Genomic DNA, 23,008 nt, shown 5'->3' with positions numbered 1-23,008 from the left:
TTTATGCTACATTTAAGCCTCATCGCCAAAAGGTCGCGATGAGGTTTAAATTTAATAAAGAAAGAGGGGCGAAGGCTGGGTAAGTTTTAAAATTTAACCCGCGCCCTCGCCGCAAAAATTTAATCTAAAATCTTACTTCCAAATCGACGTAGAAATTTCGTCCAGCGCCCACCGCTACAGTATCGCGCGTACGGTTTGCGTTGATATAATGCCGATCGAAAATATTATTTACGCCAAAGCTTACGTCCGCGCCGTCAAGGGCCGGAATAATGCCGTTTTTGATCTTGTAACTTCCTCTAAAATTAGCGATCGTAAAGGACTTATCTACATAAAAATACTCCCTCCCGCGTGCAAAATATGAAGCGGGTTTGGAGTGAGGTTTGAAATAGTGGCTCACCTGAAATCCTAGACTCAAATCTTGCAGCAGCGAATAATCTATGTTCGCGCTTAGTTTTTTGGCGTGGTTATTGATATTTTCGTGCGTCTTTTTATTGTAAATTCTAAGTCGCTCGAAGCTCGCGCCGAAATCAAAGTCCTGCGTTTGGTAGTTTGAGCTTAGCTCAAAACCATGCCTTTTGGCTTGATCGATATTTTGATACTGCCCGTATTGTTGCGAAAAGCCGCCCGGCGGCACGCCCAGATGCGGTAGCGGCTTAACGTCAATCATATCTTTGATATTGCCGTTAAAATAGATAAATTTCATATTGAAGTGATCGTCCGTAAAAATTTCATCCTGTTTAAAGCTAAATCCGACCTCGTACTCTTTCACGGTCTCGGGCTTTAGATCGGGATTTGGGATGTAATAATACATTCGGTTGATAGGCCCTGCTTGCGATGTTTCGTGCGGAGTAGGCGCACGGAAACTCTCGCTGTATCCCGCTAAAAGCGTAAATTTATCAAAGAGCGTATAGGCAATCGCCGCGCGCGGAGAAAATCTCGAATCTTTAAATTTAGCCGATCTGCCTTTGATGTCGCGATCGAATCTATCGTATCTACCGCCTAAGGTAAGCTCTAAATCATCGTGCAAGCGGATCAAATCCTGCGCGAAAAGCCCGTAGCTATTGTATTCGTTCGGAAAGGAGGCGAAATCTCTTAACGCTCCATTTTGGATAAAGATCGCATCCTCTTGCCTATTTTCGTAATCGCCGCCGAAAGCGAAGCTATGATTTAAAAAGCCCGTGTCGAATTCCGAGATATTTTTAATCTCTAGTCCCTTACGATCGTCTTTGTTCGCGTAGCTGCCGGTATCTGCGCCGTCGATATAGCCGCGTTTATACTCGGCTCTGCTTTTGTAGGCCTTAAAAGACATATCCACTAGCGGGCTTTGCGGCGTAAAGCTCCAATCAAAAACGTAATCTCTCTGGCTTAAATTTCCGCTTACGAAGAGATCTGCATCATTTTGCCATAGTGTCTGCCACATCGTGTGTAAATTTTCGTCGTAATCAAAGGCGCTGAAGCTTATGCGGTGATCTTCCAAATTCGCGCCGATCTTAAAAAATCCGGTATCGATATGCTCGTTATTAAAGCTCTTGTCGTAGTCCGGGGCGTAGTGCGTGCCGCCGTCTGCGAACTTAACGTTGCCGTAGCTTGCGCGCTTGCCGTAGAGTAAAACATCAATCGGAATTTCCTCGCCCTTGCCATAGACCGCGCCGCGCGTGCTATGCATATTGTTTGATTCAAGCCTCTGTCCTAGCATCAAACCTACGCTTTTACCCTCGCTTAGATAATCGCTCGCGCTTTTTGTCTGCATATTTACGATACCGCCGATCGCGCCCGAGCCGTGAAGCACGGACGAGGCGCCCTTTATGACCTCGACGCGCTTTAAAATGTCGCTATCGGTGCGGAAGGATGAGATCATATTCGAGTACATCCCCGCGCTTCTGCGCACGCCGTCTTGCTTGATGATGACGCGCTCGTCGCTTTGATATCCGAATCCGCGGATCTGAAACTGCCTGCCGATCTGACGTCCCATATCCATGCTGCCGTCAACGCCCGGTATCTGCATAATCGAATCGATCACGTTGGTTTTGGCTTTCATATCCTTGGGGGTTAAAATTCCGGCCGAGCCCGCGTATTTTAGGTTATCGACCGCACTTACCGTCGCTTGCACGACGATTTGACCCAGATCCTGCGACTTCGTGGCGTTGTTTTCGGCCGCATTCGCTCCGCCTATCGCGCCTATTGCAAGCGGCACCAATAAAATTCGCTTTTTCATGCCCCGACCTTTAAAATAAAATTGAAATACATTATTATATATCTACATACTTAAATAAGGTTGAAATTTAATTTCAAAAACATTTGAAATTTGTTTTTTATTGGCGACAAGTATTGTGCTCCGTCTAAGCCGTTTTCGCGTTTTGGCGGCGTCATGTTTGTACTTTATCGCGCCGCTTCTGCCCCTCGACCCCGCTCCCTTTGTATCCGCTTGTATCGTGTTTCGTCTGACCGCCTCTGCGCCTTGGCTTTTCGTTTCGATTCGTCTACGCCACGCTCAGGTTGCTAAATTTGGCACTTCTATCGCAGCAAAGAGTCTAAATTTAAACGTCCGCGATTTACTTGCGTCTAAATTTATCGGCTGCCCTCGTGATTTAAATCTTTCGCTTTTCATAAATTTAGATCGGAATTTATTTGCTTTTTATTTTACAAAGGATAAAATCGCGCCTAAGAGATCGGTCGATCTAGATTATTTCAGGATTTTTTCATGAATAACGTTAAATGGTACATCATTGCAGGCGCCGTGCTAGGCGTGCTGGGTGCGACGCTGGTGCATTTTGGAAACCCGGGCAATATGGGCGTTTGCGTCGCTTGCTTTTTGCGCGACACCACCGGCGCGCTGGGCTTTCACCGAGCCGCCGTGGTGCAATACATCCGCCCGGAGATCATAGGGCTCGTGTTCGGCGGCTTTTTGGCAAGCGTGCTTTGGACGCGCGAGTTCGCGCCGGTTACGGGCAGCTCGCCGTTTGCAAAATTTTTCCTAGGGATTTTCGCGATGATTGGCTGCCTTGTATTTTTAGGATGTCCGTGGCGCGCGTTTTTGCGCCTAGGCGGCGGCGATTTGACTGCGCTAGCCGGATTGGCGGGTCTGATCTGCGGCGTACTCATTGGGTTTTTGCTTAAAAAGCGCGGCTATGAGGCGAGCAAAGAGGCAAGACTTAGCGGCCCGATCGGAATTTTGCCCGTGATACTGGGCGCAGCGCTACTCGCAGCTTTGGTTTTCGGACTCAAAACGGGCGAGGGCGGCGCGCTTTTTATCTCCGCTAAAGGCCCCGGCGCGCAACACGCAGCGGTAGGCATCTCGCTGGCTGCGGGCATTATCGTGGGCGCGGTGATGCACAAGAGCAAATTTTGCAGCGTCGGCGCGTTCGGCAAAATTTTCAGCGGCGATTTCTCGATGTTTTGGGGCGTGCTAAGCGTCATCGTGTTTGCGAGCATCGCAAATATCGCGTTTGGACAATACAAGCTCGGCTTTGACGGCCAGCCTATCGCTCATAACGATTTCGTTTGGAATTTCTTGGGTATGGTGCTCGCAGGACTTTGCTTCAGCCTCAGCGAGGGCTGCCCCGGTAAGCATCTGGTGCAGGCCGGTACGGGAAATTTAAGCTCGGGCATATTCGTCATCGGCATGGCGGCGGGCGCTGCGGTCGCGCACAATTTCTTGCTCGCAAGCTCGGCTAAAGGCATCACCGAGTTCGCTCCTTACGCGGTTGCGATCGGTTTTGTTTTCGCGCTTTACGTGGGGATTTTTCAAAGACGCGGCGCTTAAGGCTGATATTTAATCTCAGAGATCAATCTATACAGAGGCGGCGTATCTAGTCAAGCTTTGGCGGCGTACTTATAAAGAAATACGCTGTCGGAGCGGAGCGCTCGCTGCAAGACTGGCGCAAGCAGCTGAAGATGGAATTTAAGAATTTATAGCCATATTCATAACGCGATAAAGCAAATGATAAAATAGATTCCGTCCAAGAAATATTACGATTAATTTTTAAGAGCCGCGCCTTTAAATTTTAAGATTTAAAAGATTCGTCGATTGAGGCTTCTTTCATCTAAAGCTCTTTAATTGCTAATTAAAATCCAGCCACACGTGGCGCTGGGTCTTGTCCAAATCAATGCCTTTTCTCTTTATAAAAAATTCTTTTATCCTAATGTAATCGTCCATAGTTTCTATCGTAAAGGCGATATCTTTATCCTTGCCTCGGATTATTATATTATCGTAGAATATAAATCTAAGTTGAAATTTAAAAACCAAAAAATACATAAATTTTGAGATGAATAAAAACAAAAACGTCAATATTAATATAAAAATTACTTTGGAACTACCTGTTTCTATATATTTTCTTACGCCGATAGCTAATACCAATATGCAGATCAATAAAAAAGCGATTATAGTAGCATACGGATCAAATTTTAAGAAAAATCTATAAAAAGCGCCTTGCCTCCTAAGCCACTCATTATCTCTTGCAAAATAGGCTCTTTTTACATCTTTAAGATCATCTAAGAATACAGTTTTTTCGGGAATTTTGTTTGTATAATAAGTAACTCGATCATTATAAAATTTTACAAGTTTCTTATTGTAAAAATTTGTAAAATATTCCATTATTATAGGCAATCCGAAAAATGGAAATACTATAAAAAGCTGATTATATCTAGTTTGATTGGGTTCGTATGAATACATAAAAATCATAATTGCAAGCGTGCATACCGTAGCAAGAACTATATAAAAATTCGTCCTATCTTTGAGCACTAAAGGCTCTTTATTATAATCACTAGCGCAACTCGGATTTTGTTCAAATTTATTAGATTTTTCATTTGTATTTATCGTAGAGTCATCCGTGAGTTTTTCAAATTTAGAGTTCTTACTATCAGAATTTTTGACATTAGAATTCTCCTGTGATCCTTGCTCTAAATTTTGACGCCGTTCATTTAGAATTTTCTTTAGCTCTTCGAGCCTCTGTTTTTTATTCATCTTTATTCTTTATAGCCTACACAAAAATTTGTGGCGGGATTTTATCTAAATTTTTCCCTGTTTTGAATAGAAAATAGGCTTTTAGCTCCCTATATTCTTTGCTGCTTAGAAACGAAGCCTCTATAAAAGAATTTTTGTCATATATCAATATGCTGTCATTTATAATATCAAAGCCTAGCCCGTTAAAAAGCCTATATAGCAATAAAGGAAAGAAGCTAATAGATATAATTACCGCAAAAATTATCCAAAAATTTTCCTCCCTTCCGTCTATCACTACCGCTACGAAAAAAACTAAAAGCAAGTATATAAAAGCAAATAGCAACATAAGGCATTTTGTCTTTTTTGATATTTCGGGGTATGACGGTCCCGTGGTTCGTTTGATACAAGTTATATCTGAAATTTTGGTCTCGTATAAAACGGCTTCCGTCTTTTTAGAGTATAGAGTTATATCGTCATTTTTAAAGCATATATAGCACTTGCCGAAATTTGAGAATTTATTTAATGCTCTGAGCGGAAAATAGCAATCCAGCAAAACGAGAAATAAAATTTGCTGGGCGGAAAATTTACCGCATATCGCCATCAATATCGTAGCAACGATATAAATCGCGCCGATGATAGCATTTAAAATTATAGCGTGGTCTTTTATGATTATCGGCTCTTTGTCGTAATTCCTTACTTGAGTTTTAAAATTTTGCGATGGCATATCAGCGGCGCAAGAGAGATTGCTTTGCGACTTTTGTTCAACGACATTCGTAAAATTTCGTTCGCTGACATTTATAGAATTTCGCCTGCCATCGCTCGTAAATTTTAGCCCGCCGCCCGCCAAATTTCGCTTATCGCAATTTTTATCTTGTAAGAAATCCTTTATATTTTCATCATACCGCGTTTTGCTTATGCCAAACCTAGCAATTTCGTCATTACGCATTTGGTTCCTCCTTATACGCGCTTGATTTAGATATAACTATCGCGCGAGTTTGCACGCAGAGATCAGCCTTGCGCATTTTTTAAAATTTGCAAAATTTCGCTTATCTTTTGTGGATCTTTAATGCCTCGCGCGTCCTCCACGCGGCTATTTAGATCGATAGCGTATGGGCGCAGTGCGAGTGCCTCACGGATATTTTGCGCGCCGATGCCGCCTGCAAGAATAAAAGAGATCGTGCCGCTTTTAGCAGCAGCGTCATGCTTATTCGCGCTATCATCTTTTGTGACACCCAGCTTGCCTACTTCGCCGCCGTCATTTGAAATATTTGGTGCGCCCGCCTCATAGTCGTTTGCACCTTGATTATTGACGCCTTCGCTTGTGGGTCTTACACCACTCAGCCGAGCGGTAGCACACGCACTAAATTTGCACTCATCGTCATTCTTTGCGGCGCGACGATCGGCGTTCGTTTCTTGTTTCGTATTGCTCGATCGAACAATATCATGTGCGCGCTCGCTCGCTTCATTGCTATTAGAGGCACAGCACATGTTGCTTACTCTCTTGAGCTTCAAATTTCCGTTTTCGCTATGCTCCACGCAAGAATTGTTGCAGTTTTTGTCGCGCTTTAAATTCTCCTCGCTATATCCGCTACAGATAGCGCTATGTTTAATATAGCTCCTTGCGCCGTCTGAGCCTTGAGCCATGCCTGCTGCATAGCATTTTTCGTCACTTGATGCGTTATTTTTCGTATCGCAGTGCCCGCTAGCCGAGTCGTATTTTGTGTCGTCTATGCTTTGAGTTGCGCTGCCCGCGCAGTTTTTTTCATCGCGCGCCGCGCCGTATTGTCCTTCGTAACCAAGCCCTGCATGTCGCAGCAAACCCCAATTAAAGCTTACGCCGTTGCCGCCCAGGTTCACCCCTTTGGTGTCGAATAATATCCGATCGCAGCTCAAACCCTCAAGCAGCGGCATCTCAGCGCCGACGCTTAGCACCTGCCATGCCTCGGTGCCTGCTGCGTTAAGCCGCGCTTTGAAATCCGCGCTTATGCGTCCATAAATTTGAGCGCAGTCCAGCTCGCAAGCCTCGCAAATTTTTAAAATTTGCTCCTCGTCTAAAGCTTCCGCATCTAAAATCTCAGAATTCAGATCCTTTATCGAAGCAGGCACAGCGCAGTCTGCGTTTAAATTTACGTTCAAATCGTCGCACTGCTTTTCGTAAAATTCTGCAGCTTTGTAAAATTTCGCGTCTCCGCTCGTGCCCGCGTAAATTTTATCTTCACAAATTTCTTCGCCGCGAGTTTTGCTGCTAAAATTTTTACATTCGCACGCGGCGACGCCGTGTTTTTCGCAGCTCAAAGCAAAGACCCCGACGCACTTTGCGCCGTTTTTATGCGCGATGCGTGCGATCTCGCGAGCCGTTTCTACGCTAACTCGGCGTTTGGAGCTCGATACGAATATCACACCTAAAAAATTTACGTCTAGACCTGCCACAGCGCATGCTTCTTCAGATGTTTTGATACCGCAAATTTTAATTAAAACACTCATTTTCGCCTAAAAAATATAATATCGCAAACTAGTCTCTGCGATCTCTTTCATTATTTCAAACATCTCGTTTGCACCCCACTCCTCTTTTCGAAAATACATACTTACGGGGGAAAATTTATTGTGCTCGCTGTTGCCGTCTAGCTTAAAAATATAAGTTTTGTTGAGGTAGTAAAATTCATTCATTGTGCTAAGTTTTGAAAATACGTTTTTTGTGCTAGCGTCATTTTCGTTAAAGTCGTCACCGCTACCAAAACATACGAAAGGCGTTATGTCTTCGTGGTTCATCATAGCTCTTATGCCGATTAAATTTTTACCTAGGCGCTCTATTGCATTACCCCTAGCTTGTTTTTTTAACCCTTCTTTAGCGCGTTTATCATTTGTGCCTTGTCTTTTAACTTCTGCCGCTAGAAGGAGTTTTTGATATTTTGTGTCGCCTCGTTTTTTGAGTATCAAAAAGCCTCCATCAGGCATGATAGTATTGTCTTCCCATGTTGTATCAAACTGTTTTCTGATGCTACCGTTTTTTATATTTTCCATCATTCCTTTTAACGACAATCTTCCGCTAAATTCAAGGTAAAAACTGTTAAAATTTGGAATTTGACTAAATCTATTTTCTATATAATCAATAGTTTTTTGCATGGCCTGCGCTATATTTTTGTCGTCAAATTTTGACTCGGTATTTTTAGGTTTATGCTGATTTACATTTTTCCTTAGATCATCACTATTTGCCACTTTAAACCTTTTTTACGATATAGATGTATTCGGTTACGTAAAGCGCCCTGTTATTTAAATTTCTGCTTGCGCGGTAAGTTGGATAGCGGATTTCGTGTTTTATGACTTTGCCGATTTTTGATAAATTTAAAAGAAACTCCGCCTCGCTGATAAATCCTTCCGAATTAAAAGAGATGACTAAATATTTAGCCGGAAATTTAGATAATAAGGCAAAAAATTCATCTGCCGCTTTTGCCTTTTTATTAAAATTAGAGCGATTCCAGTCGTTTGGTATGCCCGATACCTCGCTTAAATTTTTAGGGTCAGGAGCCTTAAAATTTGTGATTAAATTTAGCATAAAATAGTTTGAGCCATAAGGGTGCTGGTTATACGGCGGATCGAAGTAAGCGATATCCAAAGGGGATAAAATATCCGTTAGCCTTAAGGCATCTTGCTGATAAACTTCAAATTCGCTCGTAAAATTTGAAAAAATTGGTTTTTGAAGAGTAATTTTACCTAAAATTCTATTTAACGCATTTTCTCCGCTACCGCCGAATTTTCCTACACCATCCTTGTCTTTGTAAAAGCCCTTAAATACACCACCTGTATTTGAATGGATGCTAGCCTCGCTGAGCAGAGGCGCTATAAAAAAATGCCTAAAATCTAGATCTATTTCTTCTATTGCTTTACGCAAACCACCGATTATTAGCGCATTTTCACGAGAATAAAATACTCTCTCGCCGTGTTTTATATTAGCGTTATCTTTTGGGGCGTAAAGTTCGCTTATAAAGCTCTCGCTGGGTTTAAATTTTTCTAAAATTTGCTTAAAACTTTTGTCGATTTGCTCTTTGAGCTCTGGCGTGAAATTTGAAAGATAGCATGAGTTTATCACGCGCGAATAATCCTCTAAGTCGTTTGCAACAACGAGGCTCGAGTATGCTTTGGCTGCTCTTGCAACCACGCCTGAACCACTAAAAACGTCTACAAAACTTATCTTTTGTTTTTTTAGTTCGCTCTTTATCTCGCAAAGCACGTTTAAAATTTCGTTTAATATTGCGCGTTTATTACCCAAATAGCTAATTAGCTGTTCCTTTAAAAAGGCAGGATTTTCGGCAATTTCAATTTCTTTTATAGTATTCTTCAAGCTTTGCCTCGTGTATAGTCCTCAAAATATCGGTAAATCTTGCCCGATCCGATCGCCTCTAAAATGAGCGGCTTAGCCTCCGCGGGGCTTGCCACGACATCCGCGCAGTATAGCGCAAACATCGCGTTTAGCACGACGATGTCAAATTTCGGCCCGCCAAGCTCGCCTTTTAAAATTTGCTTTAAAATCTCGGCATTAGCCTCGCCGTCGCCGCCTTCTATATCGCCGTGAAATGCGCGTTTAAAGCCGAACTGCTCGGGATTTACGCGGTATTCTAAAATTTTGCCGTCTTTGACCTCGTGGATTAGCGTTTCGTCGCACAGGCTGATCTCGTCCATACCGTCCATGCCGTGCACCACCAGAGCGTGCTTGCGCCCCAAAATCATCAGCGTTTCGGCGATGAGTCCGTTTACTTCCTCCAGATAATTGCCCACGATCTGATTGCTTAGGCTTAAATTCGGATTTAGCAGCGGCCCCATTATATTAAAGACGGTGCCGATTTTTAGGCGGTTGCGCACCTCTTTGACCTCGGCGGTGATCTTGTGAAAAAACGGCGCGTGAAAAAACGCTAGCCCCGTGCGATCTAGCAGCGCTCTAATCTGCGCAAGATCGCTAAGTAGCGGCACGCCCAAAGCATCCAGCGCATCGGAGCTGCCCGATCTGCTGGTAATGGCGCGGTTGCCGTGCTTGGCGACGCGCACGCCGAAGCTTGCCGCGATAAAGGCCACGGTCGTGGAGATGTTGATCGTCTTTAGCCTATCGCCGCCGGTGCCCACGATGTCAAACATCGGGCTCGGATCGTCGTAGGTGATCGAGTATTTTAATATACTACGCACGAGCGCTGTAAGGCTGCTTGGGTAGAGCGACTTTTCACTGATCAGCACGAGCAGCCCCGCAAGCTGCACGATGTCGTAATCCTGCTCGTAAAGCGCCTTGCAAATGACCGCATAATCGTCGCTATCTAGAGGGAAGCCCTTTTGTAGCTTCAACATAAACGGGGCGAAATTTACCACGAGTTTCTCCTTTAAAATTATCTTTTTGCCGTAATTGATGAAATTTTCGATGATTTTTTTGCCGTATTGGGTAAAAAAGCTCTCTGGATGAAATTGAATGCCGAAAACCGGCTTACTTCGGTGCTTCATCGCCATGATTACGCCGTCATTTTCGCTCTTTGCTAAAATTTCAAACTCGCGCGGCAGCGTAGCTTCGTCCACATAAAGCGAGTGGTAGCGCATCACTTCAAATTTACGCGGCAGCCCGCTAAAAAGCACGCCGTCATTGAAAATTTCGATCGACGAGCTCTTGCCGTGTAGCGGCACATCCAGCTGCTTTATCTCCGCGCCCGCCGCATATCCGATCGCCTGATGCCCCAGGCACACGCCTAAAATCGGCACGTCCAGATCCGCGCGCAAAATCTCTAAGCAAACGCCGCTATCTTTTGGGTGATTTGGCCCCGGGCTTAGGATTATGTGCGACGGGGCAAGCTCGCGCACCCGCTGCAGCGTTATCTCGTCGTTGCGGAAGTAGCGCACCTCCTCACCCGTGAGCTCCAAAATATATTGATAAATATTAAAAACGAAGCTGTCGTAATTATCTATCATTAAAATCAAAATTTTATCCTTTTTTAGGGCGTTTGCGCCTCTTTCAAATTCTAAATAGTTTAAATTTAGCCGCTTTGTGGCGGACAAATCCGATGCCGCTTTAGCGCCGCTAGCGGGCTAAATTTAAAATTCCGCGTCGTCTGCAACATTACCGCATCGCGACGTTGCGTGTTTTACGATACCGAATGAAGCTCGCCGTTAAATTTTAACGCTCTCGCAGCGATCACGCTTTTAAATTTAGCCGAATCAAACTCGCACCGAAAAGCGGCGCGCCCGGCTAGCTAAATTTAAAGCGTCTAAACTTCCTCGCATAGCTCCTCGATCGCCTTGAGCGGGCTTTTGCGCTTTTTGCAGATCTCCGCGTATTCGCTCTTTGGCGAGCTGTCGTAAACGATACCCGCGCCCGCTCCGATAAATACGAGATTGTTTAGCCCTTCGCAGCCGAAATTTTCCGCGTTAAATTTAGCGGCCTCAAACCGCATCGCGAGGCTAAAGCTCGGCCCGCTTTCTAAATTTTGCGTCCCGCCGCCCGCGCAAGTTTTTAAATTTAATCTCGCGTCGCGCTCGCTTGTACGAGCTAAATTTTGCGCTTCGCCGCTGCCCTTTTGCGCCGCAGCACCGCAAAGCTCCGTCGCTTCGGAATTTATCCCGGTGCAAGTAGCGTCTAAATTTAAACGAGAATTTCGTTTAAAATTCTCGTCCGAGCAGGAATTTTGCCCGCCGCGATTTACGAAGATCGCCGAGCGGATCAAGATCGCCTGCATCACGTCGCCGCTAAAGCGCCAAAACCCGATTCCGCCGCCGTATATGCCGCGCTCATAGCGCTCCAGCTCGTTTATAATCTGCATCGCGCGGATCTTCGGGCTGCCGCTTAGAGTGCCCGCAGGAAAGATCGTGCCAAGCACCTCAAACGCGCTCACCCCGCGCGGCTTGCTGCCGTAGACCTCGCTTACGATGTGCATCACGCTTTCGTAGCGCACGACGCGCATCGCGTTTTGCACCCGCACCGAGGCTGGCGCGGCGAATTTGCCGATGTCGTTGCGAGCTAAATCGATCAGCATCCGATGCTCCGCAAGCTCCTTTTCGTCGCTTAAAAGCTCGCGCTCAAGCGCCGCGTCGGCTTCGGCGTTCGCGCCCCTGCTGCGGGTGCCCGCGATGGGAGCGACAAAAATTTCATCCTTTTTGATCTCCATAATCAGCTCGGGGCTGGAGCCCGCGACGCAGCCGTACGGCGTCGGAAAGTGAAACATATAGGGGCTTGGATTATTCTTTTTAAGTCGCTCGTAAAACTCCAAGCTGCCGAGATTCGTGCCGATTTTTAAAATTTCGCCCAGCACGACCTGAAAAACGTCGCCGCTTTTTATCTTTTCTTTTGCGGCTTCGACCATCTCGCTAAAATGAGACTCCTCGGCGCCAAGATCGGTTAAAATTTTAAATTTAAGCTCTTTTTTCTGCGGCGCGGGCTTCGCCGCGTTTTGCGATTTTGCTTCGCTTTTTATCGCGGTATCTGTTCTTGCGGCACTCTGGGGGGCATCTGCCGCTTCGGCGAAGCTTTGCTGCGAGGTTTGAGAACTAAGTCCGCGCAGGCTTTCGTAAATTTGGGCGTCTTTGCCGTAAAAATCGTAAATTTTGCTGATTTTATCGTAGTGCAGGTAATTTGCGGCGTCGGCGTAAAAAAATGGCGGGAAGTTATACAGCGCCTGTTTCGGCGAGCCGATATTTTCGAATGCGCGCACGATGTCGTAGCCCAAAACGCCGAAAAATCCCGCAAAGCTCGCGTTTTTAAACTCGCTTGCGCCCGCTTTCGCGCTTTTTACCTCATCAAATTTAAGCTTTAGCGCCTTAAAGTTCATCTTGAATCCGTCGAAATAATCGCAATCGATGCCGATGATGACCTGGGCGTCGTCCTCTGCGAGGTAGCTTTGCGGATGCGTCTTTAAAATTTTGCGGTAGTAAAAAAGCGGCTCTTCTAAAAGCATTTTCGTCCTTGGAATTTTTAGCGCCATTATACGCTGCTTAGCTTAAATTTGAGCGGGCGGTGCGAGCTTAAGCGGGCTTGAATACAAGCAAAATTTTAGTAAAATGAGCGAAATTTTAAGGAGAGCGTATGAAAATTTTATTTTCCCCAAGCGAGATGAAAAGCGAGCTGGGCGGCGACACGCGCATTTGCGAGCGAAATTTCATCTTTGCAGATCTTTACGAAAAGCGCCTGCAGATGCTGCGCGCTTACGCGGATTTTGTGGATAAAGCAAACGAGGCGGAGCTTTGCAAGCTTTTCGGGCTGAAAAAATGGGATGCGGCTCTGCGCGAAAATATCTTTGAAAAAGGCTGCGCGAAGGCGCTTTTGCGCTACACCGGCACCGCGTATCGCGCCCTAGGCTACGCGTCTCTAAGCCCTGGCGCGCAGGAGTTTGCGGAGCGAAACACGATAATTTTTTCAAACCTTTTCGGCCCCGTGCTGGGCGGCGACGCGCTGCCGAACTACAAACTCAAACAGGGCGAGAAATTCGGCGGCATAGACGCGGCAAAATTTTATCGAGATAACTTCTCTGCAGCGCTGGATCGGTATCTGGCGGATGAGTGCGTCGTGGATCTGCGCGCGGGATTTTACGAAAAATTTTACGAGATGAAGCGCGAATATCTGAGTTTTAGTTTCATCAAAGGCGGCAAGGTGCTGAGCCACTACGCCAAGGCTTGGCGCGGCAAGGTGTTGCGCAAAATAGCTCTGGCAGGCGCTTGCAGCGAGGCTGAGGTACTTGCGCTGCGTTTGAGCGGCGCTTCCGTGCTCGAGATCAAACAGATCGGGCTAAAAAAGGAGGTCGTGCTGGAAATTTCATAAACGCAAAGAAATTCCGTCTGGAGAAATTTACGATAAATTTTGCAGGTCTAATGCGGATTTTTGCGTAAAATTTAGCCTGGAAAATTTGCCGCTAGTTCAAATCCCGCCATATCCAAAGCAATTTTACCGGGAGAAAATTTGCGGGCGGAATTTTATCGCGAGGATTTTGCGGCGACGGCTTTTTGGTCTTTGAGAGGGCTTTGGGCTGCCTTAAACGAGCTTTTGGCGGTGAAATTTCGTCGTAAATTTTTACAAGAAATTCGCGCTCTTTGCGTTTCCGTGCGCTCTGCATAAAATTTTACGGCGATCTTGTTGTGACTTTGCGGCGATTTTTAGAATACGGAGCGCGGAAATTTCGCCGTAGAATTTTGACTGAAATTTTACTGTGCGGAATTTTGCCGTATGAAATTTCGTCGCGATAGAATTTCGTAAAAATTTAATCGAGGCAAAAATACTGCGCTGTAATCTAAACGTAAAATTTTGTCTCAAATTTACCCTAAACCGCCGCAGTCTGGGCGCAGAATATTAAAATCCGCTGCCAAGCCGCAATACGAACAAACGCAGGCGGGCTGATTTGCATAAAATTTCAAGCCGAAATTCCGCTCCTTAAAATCCCGTAAATTTTAAAATTTTGCAAATCGCGCGCTTGAAATTTCAAGCTAAAATCTCGCTTGTAAATTTTCAAGCCAACTCCAGATAAAATTTCAAATCAAAATTTGGGGCATAAATTTCAAGCTGAAATTCTACAATCAAAATCCCTCGCCTCGAAATCTCACAAATCCCCGCTTTCAAAGCCAAAATTCCGCAAATTTATCAAGCTTTAAATTTTAAAGCTATAAACTTCACTTCAAATTTCAAGGATTAAAATGTTAGAACTCCCCTTTATCGGCGCCGTCGTGGGCTTCATATCGGGCTTTTTCGGTATCGGCGGCGGCACGGTCGTAATGCCCGTGATGATGGCTCTAGGCTACGACGTCAAGACCGCCGCGGGCATCTCGGTCATGCAGATGTTCATCGTCTCGCTTTTTGGCTCATATCTGAACTACCGCGCGGGCAAGCTTCGCCTAGATAGCGGCATCGCGGTGGGGCTCGGAGGGCTGTGCGGCGCGAGCATATCGGGCTTCATCGTAAAATACTCGCCAGAAATCGTGCTTGAGATCGGCCTCCTGCTGACGCTTGCGATCTCATTTCTTAAACTCTTTAGCACGAACGTAACAAGCGGCGGCAACGCCGATCCCCACGGCGCGGTGCTGTTTTTCATCGGCTTTGCTATCGGCGCGATCGCGCTTAGCATGGGCGTGGGCGGCGCGGTATTTCTGACGCCGATTTTGGTCGGATTTTTGGGCGTCGATATCAAAAGAGCGGTCTGTATGGGGCTATTTTTTATCGTTTTCGGCTCATTTAGCGCGCTTTTGAGCCTTTCATACAACGGCCATGTGGATTACGAACGCGGCGCGCTGCTAGCCGTGGGCGGGCTTTTGGGCGTGTATTTCGGCACCGCTCAGGCTCGCCGTGCAAAGCGCGAAACGCAGAAAAGATGGCTGCTCGTCTTATACGTCGTGCTATTTGCGCTGGCGCTAAAAAAGGTACTGCAGTAGCGCCCGCTATAGTAGCGCTGCAGCGATTGCCGCGCTATAGTTTTGCCTTGCCTCGGTTTTGCTACAAGCGCGGTTTAAGCGTTCGCGCTGTTTTGCTACGCCGCCCTTTTGCGTCTCGTAGTTTTTGCTTTGCCGTCCTCTTACACTGCGCGCATTTGGTCGCCGTCTTGCCACGCTGCGTAAAATGTCGCGTTTCGTCGCGCGAGTTAAAATTTTAAAACGAAATTTCAAAAAGCGCGAGCAAATTTTAAAAGAGAATTTTAACTAGCCGCGTTAAAATAGCGAAGTCGCACATCTTTCGTCCTATGGAGGCTAGATAGCGAAATAAAATTTACAAATTTTAAAAGGACTTGGATTGACGAACTTGATTTTAGCAGGGCTAGGCGGCTGTGTAGGTGCGATGGCGCGAGTAGGCCTAAGTGGAGCGATCGCGCGCGCAATGGATCGCGCCGGATTTTGGAGTGCGTTTCCGATCGCTACTTTTTGTGTGAATGCGCTGGGAAGCCTGCTGATAGGGTTTTTGCTCGCACTAAATTTAACGCAGAGCGTGCGGGTATTTTTTATCGCAGGCGCGCTGGGCGGCTTTACGACATTTTCTACGTTCAGCTACGATACGTTGCAATTATTGCTGGCGCGAGAATTTGCTATCGGTGTGCTAAACGCGGTCTTAAGCGTATGCGTTTGTATGCTGTTTTGCTATGCTGGGATGCTCGCGGGCAGAGCGCTTGCAGGCTAGCCGTGGAGCACGTGAGCTTTAAATTTAAATCGCCTCTAAGCTTGCGCTTTTAAATCAAAATTTATTGAAAGTGCCTGCGCTACGGAATTTTATCGCGCGCATGTGCTGCAAAATCTGCGAGCGATGGGCACAATCCCACATGCCGTGCAGTTTTGCGAAAGAGCGCGCAGCAAGTAGTTTCGCAAAGTGCAATATCAAGCAGGAATTATAAGACGAGCAAATCGTAAGACGAGCGAAAAGTAAAGCGAGCGAGAGGGATTGTAGCTAAATAATGGTGCTCGGCGTCGGGCAGGCTGGCAAAATCCAGATAAATTTGAAATTTGCGTGCATTCTCTGCGTATCTTGTTTGCCGCAGCTTTGTAAAATTTCGCTATCTTGCGCCTAGTTATCGCAACGCCCTAAAAATTTCGCTGTCTTGGTGCAGATAAAATAAACCTAAGCCGCGCGATAAATTTTAAAAGCTCCGCGGGCAAATTTTAAAGCTTGAAGCTTAGAATTTTAAAATTCTCACGTAAATTTTAGAAGCTAAATTAAAGCGCCCGAAATCACGATCTTATGTGTCAAATCCTGCAGCGCTATCTTAGATTTATCGCAAGCGGCTGCGAGCCCTCTTAATTTCATTTCTGCAAATTTCATTGACCTGCTCGCCCTCGCTATTTCGCAAGATAACCTCGTAGTCCGTGATTTCGCGACCTTTGTTATACCCTTCAATATATCTGAATCTCGATAAAACTATTTTAAAGGATTCCACGTCGTCTAAAGTATACTTATCGCCGAGCTTTACGTAGTTAAAATTCCTACTAGTAAGCGTATGAAAATTATTAAATTTTTGCTTTAAATTTAGCGTATAAATTGCCGTATGAGGCGTATCGTTATCGCAGCGATTAAATTCGCTTTCATCAAAGGCAAGCGCGAGGCAAATTTCATCTCCGCAGATTACCTTTATATCTTTGGCGCGGCTGTTTATACGGATGGTCTGTCGCCACCCATCGCCCTCTATCTCAAAGACGTTGCGAGCGAGTTTTTTGGCTATTTCATCTCCGACATAGCCTCTGGCTTCTGGTTTATCAGCCCAACCAAGCGCAGAGTAGTTCTGCTTTTGCGGAAAATCCGCAAGCGGAGTTTGAAGCTCGCTTATAGCGTTTAAATTTTCCTCGGTGCCTTGCGGAGCTGCAAAAGATGTGCCCCTCATAGAGTGTAGATTAAAGAAACCGATAAATTTCCTCACGACCTTATGCGCCGTTTGAGAAAATATCTTGGCTTCGTTTTCAAAAAGCGAAATATCGTAGATGCCGTAGCTATAATATCCAAGCTCTCTACTTACCCACCTTTCGTCCGGCGAACGATCGATCTCGTCGTATCCGTAGTAGCGCTCTGGCATATCTTTTTGTAGCAAAAAGTTATCGCTGTCATTATCTTTGTATCTAAGCCAAACTCCGAATTCGTCCTTGATATATAGGTAATCAAACTCCGCGCCCTTCGCAAAATCGCCTTTGCCTAGCCAAAACACAGGCCTTTTGTCTAAGGACGGCAGAGCGGCGACCGGGGGCAAATTTTGCAGCTCTTTTTCAAATTTTTCATCGATATAATCGCAAGCGCTAGTGGGCATACTAGGATCGCAACCTTCGGGCGTATCGGATGAAAAAAGCAAATTTAAAATCACAAATATATACAGCACAAAAAGCACGCACGCAACGCTCACGACCAAGGCGGTAATTTTTAAAATTTTTATAAAAGTTTTCATATCTAAATTTTACCTCGTTGCACCTAAAAAGTATAAAATTTTGCTTTAAATTTGAAATCCTCTGTGTATTATCTGTACGCTTCGCCTATTGCTTCGTTAAGGCTTTTTAGCAGCTCGTCCGCGGCCTCCGCTTTTTCGTGCGCGCCGCGATTTTTGCCGTTTGAAGCGCCGGATTCGGCGCCGCTGGCGCAGTCTTGCACGAAATACCACCAAAAATACCCGCCCACGTAGTTTTTCGTGTAGCGCGGCATCATATAATACCGCCTCATCATTGCCTTTCTGCTCGCTTGCGTAGCGTCCGCCGCCGTGTTTCCGCACTCGCCGATGCCAAGCTTTGAAGTGGGAAAGGCGCTTTGCAGATCGGTAAAAATTTCGCTCCAATCAGGCGTAAAGCCCTCGTTATCGTCCTCGTAGTAGCTTACGAAAAGATAATCCAGCCCCACTTTCATATCCTGCGGCACGAATTTTCGCAGCCACTCGCGCATTTCTATTTTCTGCGCTCCGCTCGGCGTATAATACGCCGTAAGCGCCGTTTTAGCGCCCTTTTTGTGGATGAGCTCGAATGCCGCGATCATCTTAGCGGCGATGAAATTTGCATCGTCCCCGAGCCAGCCCTCGCCGTTTATTTCGTTGCCGATCTCCCAGATCGCGACGTAGGGCGCGAGCGCGGCGAAGGCGTCCGAGAACCTCTTTTCGTAGCTTTTCACGCTTTTGTACGAGCTCATCTCGTAGGAATCCACGGGGCAGGCCATCACGTATGAAACTTCGCTAAGCCGCCTAAAAAGAGGCTCATACTCGCGCGGGCTAATTTCTTTTGACATTACGACGCGCACGATCGGCTTTACGGGTAGGGCTTGCAGGGCGCACACGATGCTCTGTAGTTTCGCGCCCGAGGCGTCTTGCGCGTCCTCGTACCAGCCGTCGTCGATTGTAACGCCCCAGATGAAGTCAGATTTAAAATTTTGTTTTGAAATTTTATTTGGATTTTCGCCGTAAAGCGCCCCGCAAAATAGCGCCCCGCAAAATAGCGCGAGAAATATGTGTTTAAAATAGACCACGACTTGTTCCTTGATTTGAAATTTTAAAAATTTAGCTCTCTGCCGATTTTTTATCAGCCGATCAAGCAATCAAAATTTATCTTTTGCCTCTAAGATCATAAGAATAATACGAACGAGAAAAACCCTCTACGCTGAACATAGCAAAAGCGTTAAGCGCAAGAGCCGCTAAGCTTAGTAGCACCGTAGCAGGCAGTGAAAAACGCGCCAAAAACGCATTTGCAATAGCAGCAAGTACAAGCGCGATAAAGCAATATGAAAATATCGCAACTCCGCTAGTATCGGCAAGCTCCTGATAAAATCTATAAAAAAACAGAAACGATGCGATGAATCCCAATGCAAGTAGTATTTGAGCGATGATGCCGCCCGCTAAAAATATAAATAACAATACGCCTATAAATATCGCCGCAAAGGCAATGGCTGCGTTACGCAAAAGACTGCGGCTTGCGGTAAGTTTAGAGATATTATAAACGCTAAAGATAAAAAGCACGAATGCCGCTGCACTTAGTAATACCCCCAATCCGCCGTAAATTCCTAATAGCAATAGCACTAATTCGGCTATAGCTTTTAAGGCGCAGGCTGCGATGAAGGTGTATTTGATGAGTGCTACTTCTTTTTCTTGAGGGTTTGAGGGCTGCTGTCCTTGAGTGTGGAGGTAGTCGTTTAAGTCCATGGTTACTCCTTGAAATTTATGTAGAAGTATATCTAAAAAACGAATAGGTAAAAATAAATTTCAAAATTTAGCGGCTCGCCGGCGGATATGTTGTATAAAGCAGACGCCGCATAAAAGCGGGTAAATTTAATTAGATAAATTTTAAAATTTAGATCGGAATTTCGGCGCTGACGCGGCGGGTAAAATTTTAAGCGGGCTGTAAATTTAAAAAAGATGTGAGATAAAATTTCGCGCAGATTTGCAAATTTAAAATCCGCAAATCCGCGCAAACTGCTACAAGCGTGACTCGTAGCGACGTAGCGTGTAAAGACGTTTAAGCATCTTTTTGCGAGCTGAAATTTTTTGCTTTTTGCGGACTTCCGTCATCGGCTCAAAAAATCGTCTCGCGCGAACCTCGGTAACGACTAGGTTACGATCGGTTTGCTTCTTAAAGCGTCTGTAAGCTTCGTCAAATGATTCGTTCGGATATACCTTTACTCCAGGCACTTTCCTCACCGCCTTTCAAAAAAATGAATCGTAAGTCTAGCGAAAAATTCCTTAAATTTGCTTTTGAAGCGCTTTTTTATACTTCCACACGCTTTTGTTGTTGCGAGTATCTATCATCGAAAGCTCTAAAAGTAGGCTTTCGCTTGCTTGTGCGGTAGAATTTTTAGCTGCAGAATTTAAATTTCTTGATTTTTTAGATCCTGCCTTACCATCGTTTGCCACAGCAGGGCTTTGCGGTAGAATTTTACCTACCAAGATGTAATCCGGCGCGTAGATCGAGCCGCTTTCTACGGCGTGATAGCCACGGCTTACGCCATCGTTGCTAAATACGAGTTCATCTTTACTTGGGGCGTCTGTGACGACTGCTTTGCCTGAATGCAGCAGTGAAATTCTAATTTTTTTGCTCAAAAATTCCGCATCCACGCCGTGCGCGTTCGTTCCATCCAGTGGCTCGATGCCGACGACACTAAATCTACCGCCTTTCTTGCCGACAATACGCTTTGAGAGTAGATCGGCGATGCTTTCGCCTGCGATGCGCTCCAGATACGCGTTTGGATATCCTGCGTGGTCGATGTCTCCTGCAAGTGCCGAATTATCCGTGCTTTTAGAGCCTTTAAGCGCAGCACAGCCCGCTAAAAAGGCACACAGCAAGATCACGAAAAAACTTATTTTAAAATTTTTCATAGCATTTCCAAATTTTATAAAATAAACTCCGCGATTATAGCGAGATTTGGTTAAATTTCGTTTTTTATAAGCAAAATTTGTAACGGATATTCCGCTCGTTCCTTTAATTTTGAGTTAAAGATTCCTTGATATACTTTCTGCCAATTTATTCAGAAAATTCTCGGGGTGCTTATGAAAAAAATCATTAAAAGAGACGGAAGTTTTCAAGAATTTCAATCCTACAAAATAAAAGATGCTATCAAAAAAGCCTACAAAAGCGTTGGTAGCGAGTTTGACGAAAAAGTCTTTGATAATGTAATGGGTGCGATCGTTTTTAAAGAGAAATTAAGCGTCGAAGATATTCAGGATCTTATCGAGAAAAAGCTCTTTGAAGCGGGCGATTTCGACGTTTTGAAAAGCTTTATGATCTACCGCCACACTCATAAGATGCAGCGCGAGCATATCCTGGGGCTTGAGGAGGATACGACCTATATCAACTGCACCCAGACGGTCAATGAATACATCAGCAAGCAGGATTGGCGAATTTTAGCAAATTCCAATACCAGCTACTCAAACGCGGGCCTGATCAATAACACTGCCGGCAAGGTCATCGCAAACTACTGGCTAGATAAAATTTACTCTCGCGAGGAGGGCGCGGCGCACCGAAACGGCGACTATCATATCCACGATCTGGACTGCCTTACGGCGTATTGCGCAGGCTGGAGCTTGCGCGTGCTTCTAAACGAGGGCTTTAATGGCGTGCGCGGCAGGGTCGAGAGCAAGGCGCCGAAACATTTCCGCGAAGCGCTGTATCAGATGGCAAATTTCCTTGGAATTTTACAAAGCGAATGGGCGGGCGCACAGGCGTTTAGCAGCTTTGATACGTATCTGGCGCCATACGTTTTCCGCGATAAATTAAGCGACGATGAGGTCAAAAAGGCGATCACGAGCTTCGTGTTTAACCTAAACGTTCCGGCGCGCTGGGGTCAGAGCCCATTTACCAACGTCACCATCGATATGACCTGCCCGGATGATCTAAAAACGCAAATCCCTACGCATAACAACGAGCATCTATTTAAAAATTTACGCGACGAGGAGCTTTTGGCAGAGGCTAAAAGGCGCGGCAAGGACTCGCTTGAGGCTTTGACTTACGGCGATTTCGAGCCCGAGATGAACCGCATAGTGATCGCGTTTTACGAGGTTTTAACTACGGGCGATAAGTGCGGTCAGCCGTTTACCTTTCCGATTCCTACGGTAAATTTAACGGAGGAGTTTGATTGGGATACGTCTGCGGCCGATGCAGTGTTTGAAAATACCGCCAAGGTAGGCTCGAGCTATTTTCAAAATTTTATCGGCTCGCAATATATCACGAACGAAAAAGGCGAGCGCGTACCCAATCCAAAGGCGTATAAGCCGGGCGCCGTACGCTCGATGTGCTGCCGCTTGCAGCTCGATCTGCGAGAGCTTCTTAAGCGCGGCGGAGGGCTTTTCGGAAGTGCGGAGATGACGGGAAGTATCGGCGTCGTGACGATAAATTTAGCCCGCCTAGGCTATCTGTATAAAAATAACGAAGAGGCGTTGTATGCGAGGCTGGACGAGCTTTTGGAGCTTGCTAAATCGACGCTTGAGAAGAAGCGAAAATTCGTTACCGAGATGTTCGAGCGCGGCTTATATCCATACACGAAGCGCTATCTGCCGGGCTTTAACAACCATTTCAGCACCATCGGTATCAACGGCGCAAACGAGATGATCCGAAATTTTAGTGGAAATAAAGAGGATATTACGACGGAATTCGGGCGTAAATTTGCCCTTAAAATGGTTGAGTATCTGCGCGAGAAGATCCGCTCGTTTCAGGAGCAGACTGGCAATCTATACAATCTCGAAGCCACGCCTGCCGAGGGCACGACGTATCGCTTCGCAAAAGAGGATAAGAAGCGCTACGCAGATATCATTCAGGCGGGATTTGATAAAAACATATATTACACCAATTCGACTCAGCTTCCTGCAAATTTCGGAAGCGATCCGTTCGAGGCGCTGGCGATGCAGGACGAGCTGCAAAGCTCCTATACCGGCGGCACGGTGCTGCATCTGTATATGAAGGAGCGCATCAGCTCGGCTCAGGCATGCAAACAGCTCGTAAAAAGCGTAGTGCAAAACTACAAGCTTCCTTATATCACGATCACGCCGATTTTTAGCGTCTGTCATAAGCATGGCTACATCAGCGGCGAGCATGAATACTGCCCGAAATGCGACGAGGAGCTGCTTACGGAATACAAGGCCAAGCAGAGCAAGGGCGCCTAAATAGCGATTTAAATTTTAATCTTAATGAAAG

The 23,008-nt window shown here is 45.8% G+C and carries 18 protein-coding genes and 1 pseudogene; 5 read left to right on the top strand and 14 right to left on the bottom strand.

Features of this window, described 5'->3' with window-relative positions; genetic code table 11:
• Positions 1-124: 124 nt before the first annotated feature.
• Complete coding sequence (locus tag Q0117_RS03455; protein WP_297922569.1) at positions 125-2,215, bottom strand: TonB-dependent receptor; 2,091 nt, start codon at positions 2,213-2,215, stop codon at positions 125-127.
• A gap of 486 nt (positions 2,216-2,701) precedes the next feature.
• Between Q0117_RS03455 and yedE the strand changes: the two genes are divergently transcribed.
• Entirely contained in the window at positions 2,702-3,763 is a 1,062-nt protein-coding gene (gene yedE / locus Q0117_RS03450) for a YedE family putative selenium transporter (protein WP_297922566.1), read from the top strand.
• A gap of 297 nt (positions 3,764-4,060) precedes the next feature.
• Here the strand turns inward: yedE and Q0117_RS03445 are convergent, their stop codons facing one another.
• The 8 genes and pseudogenes from Q0117_RS03445 to Q0117_RS03410 all read right to left on the bottom strand — a co-directional run bounded on the left by Q0117_RS03445 (position 4,061) and on the right by Q0117_RS03410 (position 12,861).
• A complete protein-coding gene (locus Q0117_RS03445; RefSeq protein WP_297922564.1) occupies positions 4,061-4,963 on the bottom strand; it encodes a hypothetical protein in 903 nt (300 codons plus the stop codon).
• Positions 4,964-4,979: 16 nt separating this feature from the next.
• The gene (locus Q0117_RS03440; RefSeq protein WP_297922561.1) at positions 4,980-5,888 is read right to left on the bottom strand and encodes a hypothetical protein; all 909 of its coding nucleotides are present in this window, start codon (positions 5,886-5,888) and stop codon (positions 4,980-4,982) included.
• A 62-nt stretch (positions 5,889-5,950) separates the two neighbouring features.
• Positions 5,951-6,430 carry a hypothetical protein gene (locus Q0117_RS03435; RefSeq protein ID WP_297922600.1) on the bottom strand — a complete coding sequence of 160 codons (480 nt, stop codon included), beginning with the start codon at positions 6,428-6,430 and terminating at the stop codon, positions 5,951-5,953.
• 807 nt (positions 6,431-7,237) lie between these two features.
• Positions 7,238-7,426 (bottom strand): annotated as a pseudogene (locus Q0117_RS03430) (phosphoribosylanthranilate isomerase); the annotation flags it as partial.
• A gap of 6 nt (positions 7,427-7,432) precedes the next feature.
• Positions 7,433-8,158: an EcoRI family type II restriction endonuclease gene (locus Q0117_RS03425; RefSeq protein WP_297922556.1), complete on the bottom strand. Its 726-nt coding sequence runs from the start codon at positions 8,156-8,158 to the stop codon at positions 7,433-7,435.
• 1 nt (position 8,159) lies between these two features.
• Positions 8,160-9,254, bottom strand: coding sequence for a DNA adenine methylase (locus Q0117_RS03420; RefSeq protein ID WP_297922597.1), 1,095 nt, complete (start codon positions 9,252-9,254; stop codon positions 8,160-8,162).
• A 23-nt stretch (positions 9,255-9,277) separates the two neighbouring features.
• Entirely contained in the window at positions 9,278-10,891 is a 1,614-nt protein-coding gene (trpD, locus tag Q0117_RS03415; RefSeq protein WP_297922594.1) for an anthranilate phosphoribosyltransferase, read from the bottom strand.
• Positions 10,892-11,178: 287 nt separating this feature from the next.
• Positions 11,179-12,861, bottom strand: coding sequence for an anthranilate synthase component I family protein (locus tag Q0117_RS03410; protein ID WP_297922553.1), 1,683 nt, complete (start codon positions 12,859-12,861; stop codon positions 11,179-11,181).
• 128 nt (positions 12,862-12,989) lie between these two features.
• Between Q0117_RS03410 and yaaA the strand changes: the two genes are divergently transcribed.
• The 3 genes from yaaA to Q0117_RS03395 all read left to right on the top strand — a co-directional run bounded on the left by yaaA (position 12,990) and on the right by Q0117_RS03395 (position 16,055).
• Entirely contained in the window at positions 12,990-13,721 is a 732-nt protein-coding gene (gene yaaA, locus Q0117_RS03405) for a peroxide stress protein YaaA (RefSeq protein WP_297922550.1), read from the top strand.
• Between the two features lie 866 nt (positions 13,722-14,587).
• Entirely contained in the window at positions 14,588-15,319 is a 732-nt protein-coding gene (locus Q0117_RS03400; RefSeq protein WP_297922547.1) for a sulfite exporter TauE/SafE family protein, read from the top strand.
• Positions 15,320-15,674: 355 nt separating this feature from the next.
• Entirely contained in the window at positions 15,675-16,055 is a 381-nt protein-coding gene (locus tag Q0117_RS03395) for a CrcB family protein (protein WP_297922544.1), read from the top strand.
• A 586-nt stretch (positions 16,056-16,641) separates the two neighbouring features.
• Here the strand turns inward: Q0117_RS03395 and Q0117_RS03390 are convergent.
• From Q0117_RS03390 to Q0117_RS03370, 5 genes are all read right to left on the bottom strand, one after another.
• Positions 16,642-17,799: a hypothetical protein gene (locus Q0117_RS03390; RefSeq protein ID WP_297922540.1), complete on the bottom strand. Its 1,158-nt coding sequence runs from the start codon at positions 17,797-17,799 to the stop codon at positions 16,642-16,644.
• A gap of 68 nt (positions 17,800-17,867) precedes the next feature.
• Complete coding sequence (locus tag Q0117_RS03385) at positions 17,868-18,857, bottom strand: hypothetical protein (RefSeq protein WP_297922537.1); 990 nt, start codon at positions 18,855-18,857, stop codon at positions 17,868-17,870.
• 76 nt (positions 18,858-18,933) lie between these two features.
• Entirely contained in the window at positions 18,934-19,527 is a 594-nt protein-coding gene (locus Q0117_RS03380) for a hypothetical protein (protein WP_297922532.1), read from the bottom strand.
• Positions 19,528-19,800: 273 nt separating this feature from the next.
• A complete protein-coding gene (gene rpsU / locus Q0117_RS03375) occupies positions 19,801-20,013 on the bottom strand; it encodes a 30S ribosomal protein S21 (protein WP_005869392.1) in 213 nt (70 codons plus the stop codon).
• 51 nt (positions 20,014-20,064) lie between these two features.
• Complete coding sequence (locus Q0117_RS03370; protein WP_297922530.1) at positions 20,065-20,697, bottom strand: hypothetical protein; 633 nt, start codon at positions 20,695-20,697, stop codon at positions 20,065-20,067.
• Between the two features lie 171 nt (positions 20,698-20,868).
• Between Q0117_RS03370 and Q0117_RS03365 the strand changes: the two genes are divergently transcribed.
• Positions 20,869-22,977, top strand: a complete 2,109-nt coding sequence (locus tag Q0117_RS03365) for a ribonucleoside triphosphate reductase (protein ID WP_297922527.1) — start codon at positions 20,869-20,871, stop codon at positions 22,975-22,977.
• Positions 22,978-23,008: the final 31 nt, after the last annotated feature.

The sequence above is a fragment of the uncultured Campylobacter sp. genome (genome assembly GCF_937997535.1).
GTDB lineage: Bacteria > Campylobacterota > Campylobacteria > Campylobacterales > Campylobacteraceae > Campylobacter_B.
This window is presented reverse-complemented; position numbering and strand designations above follow the sequence as displayed.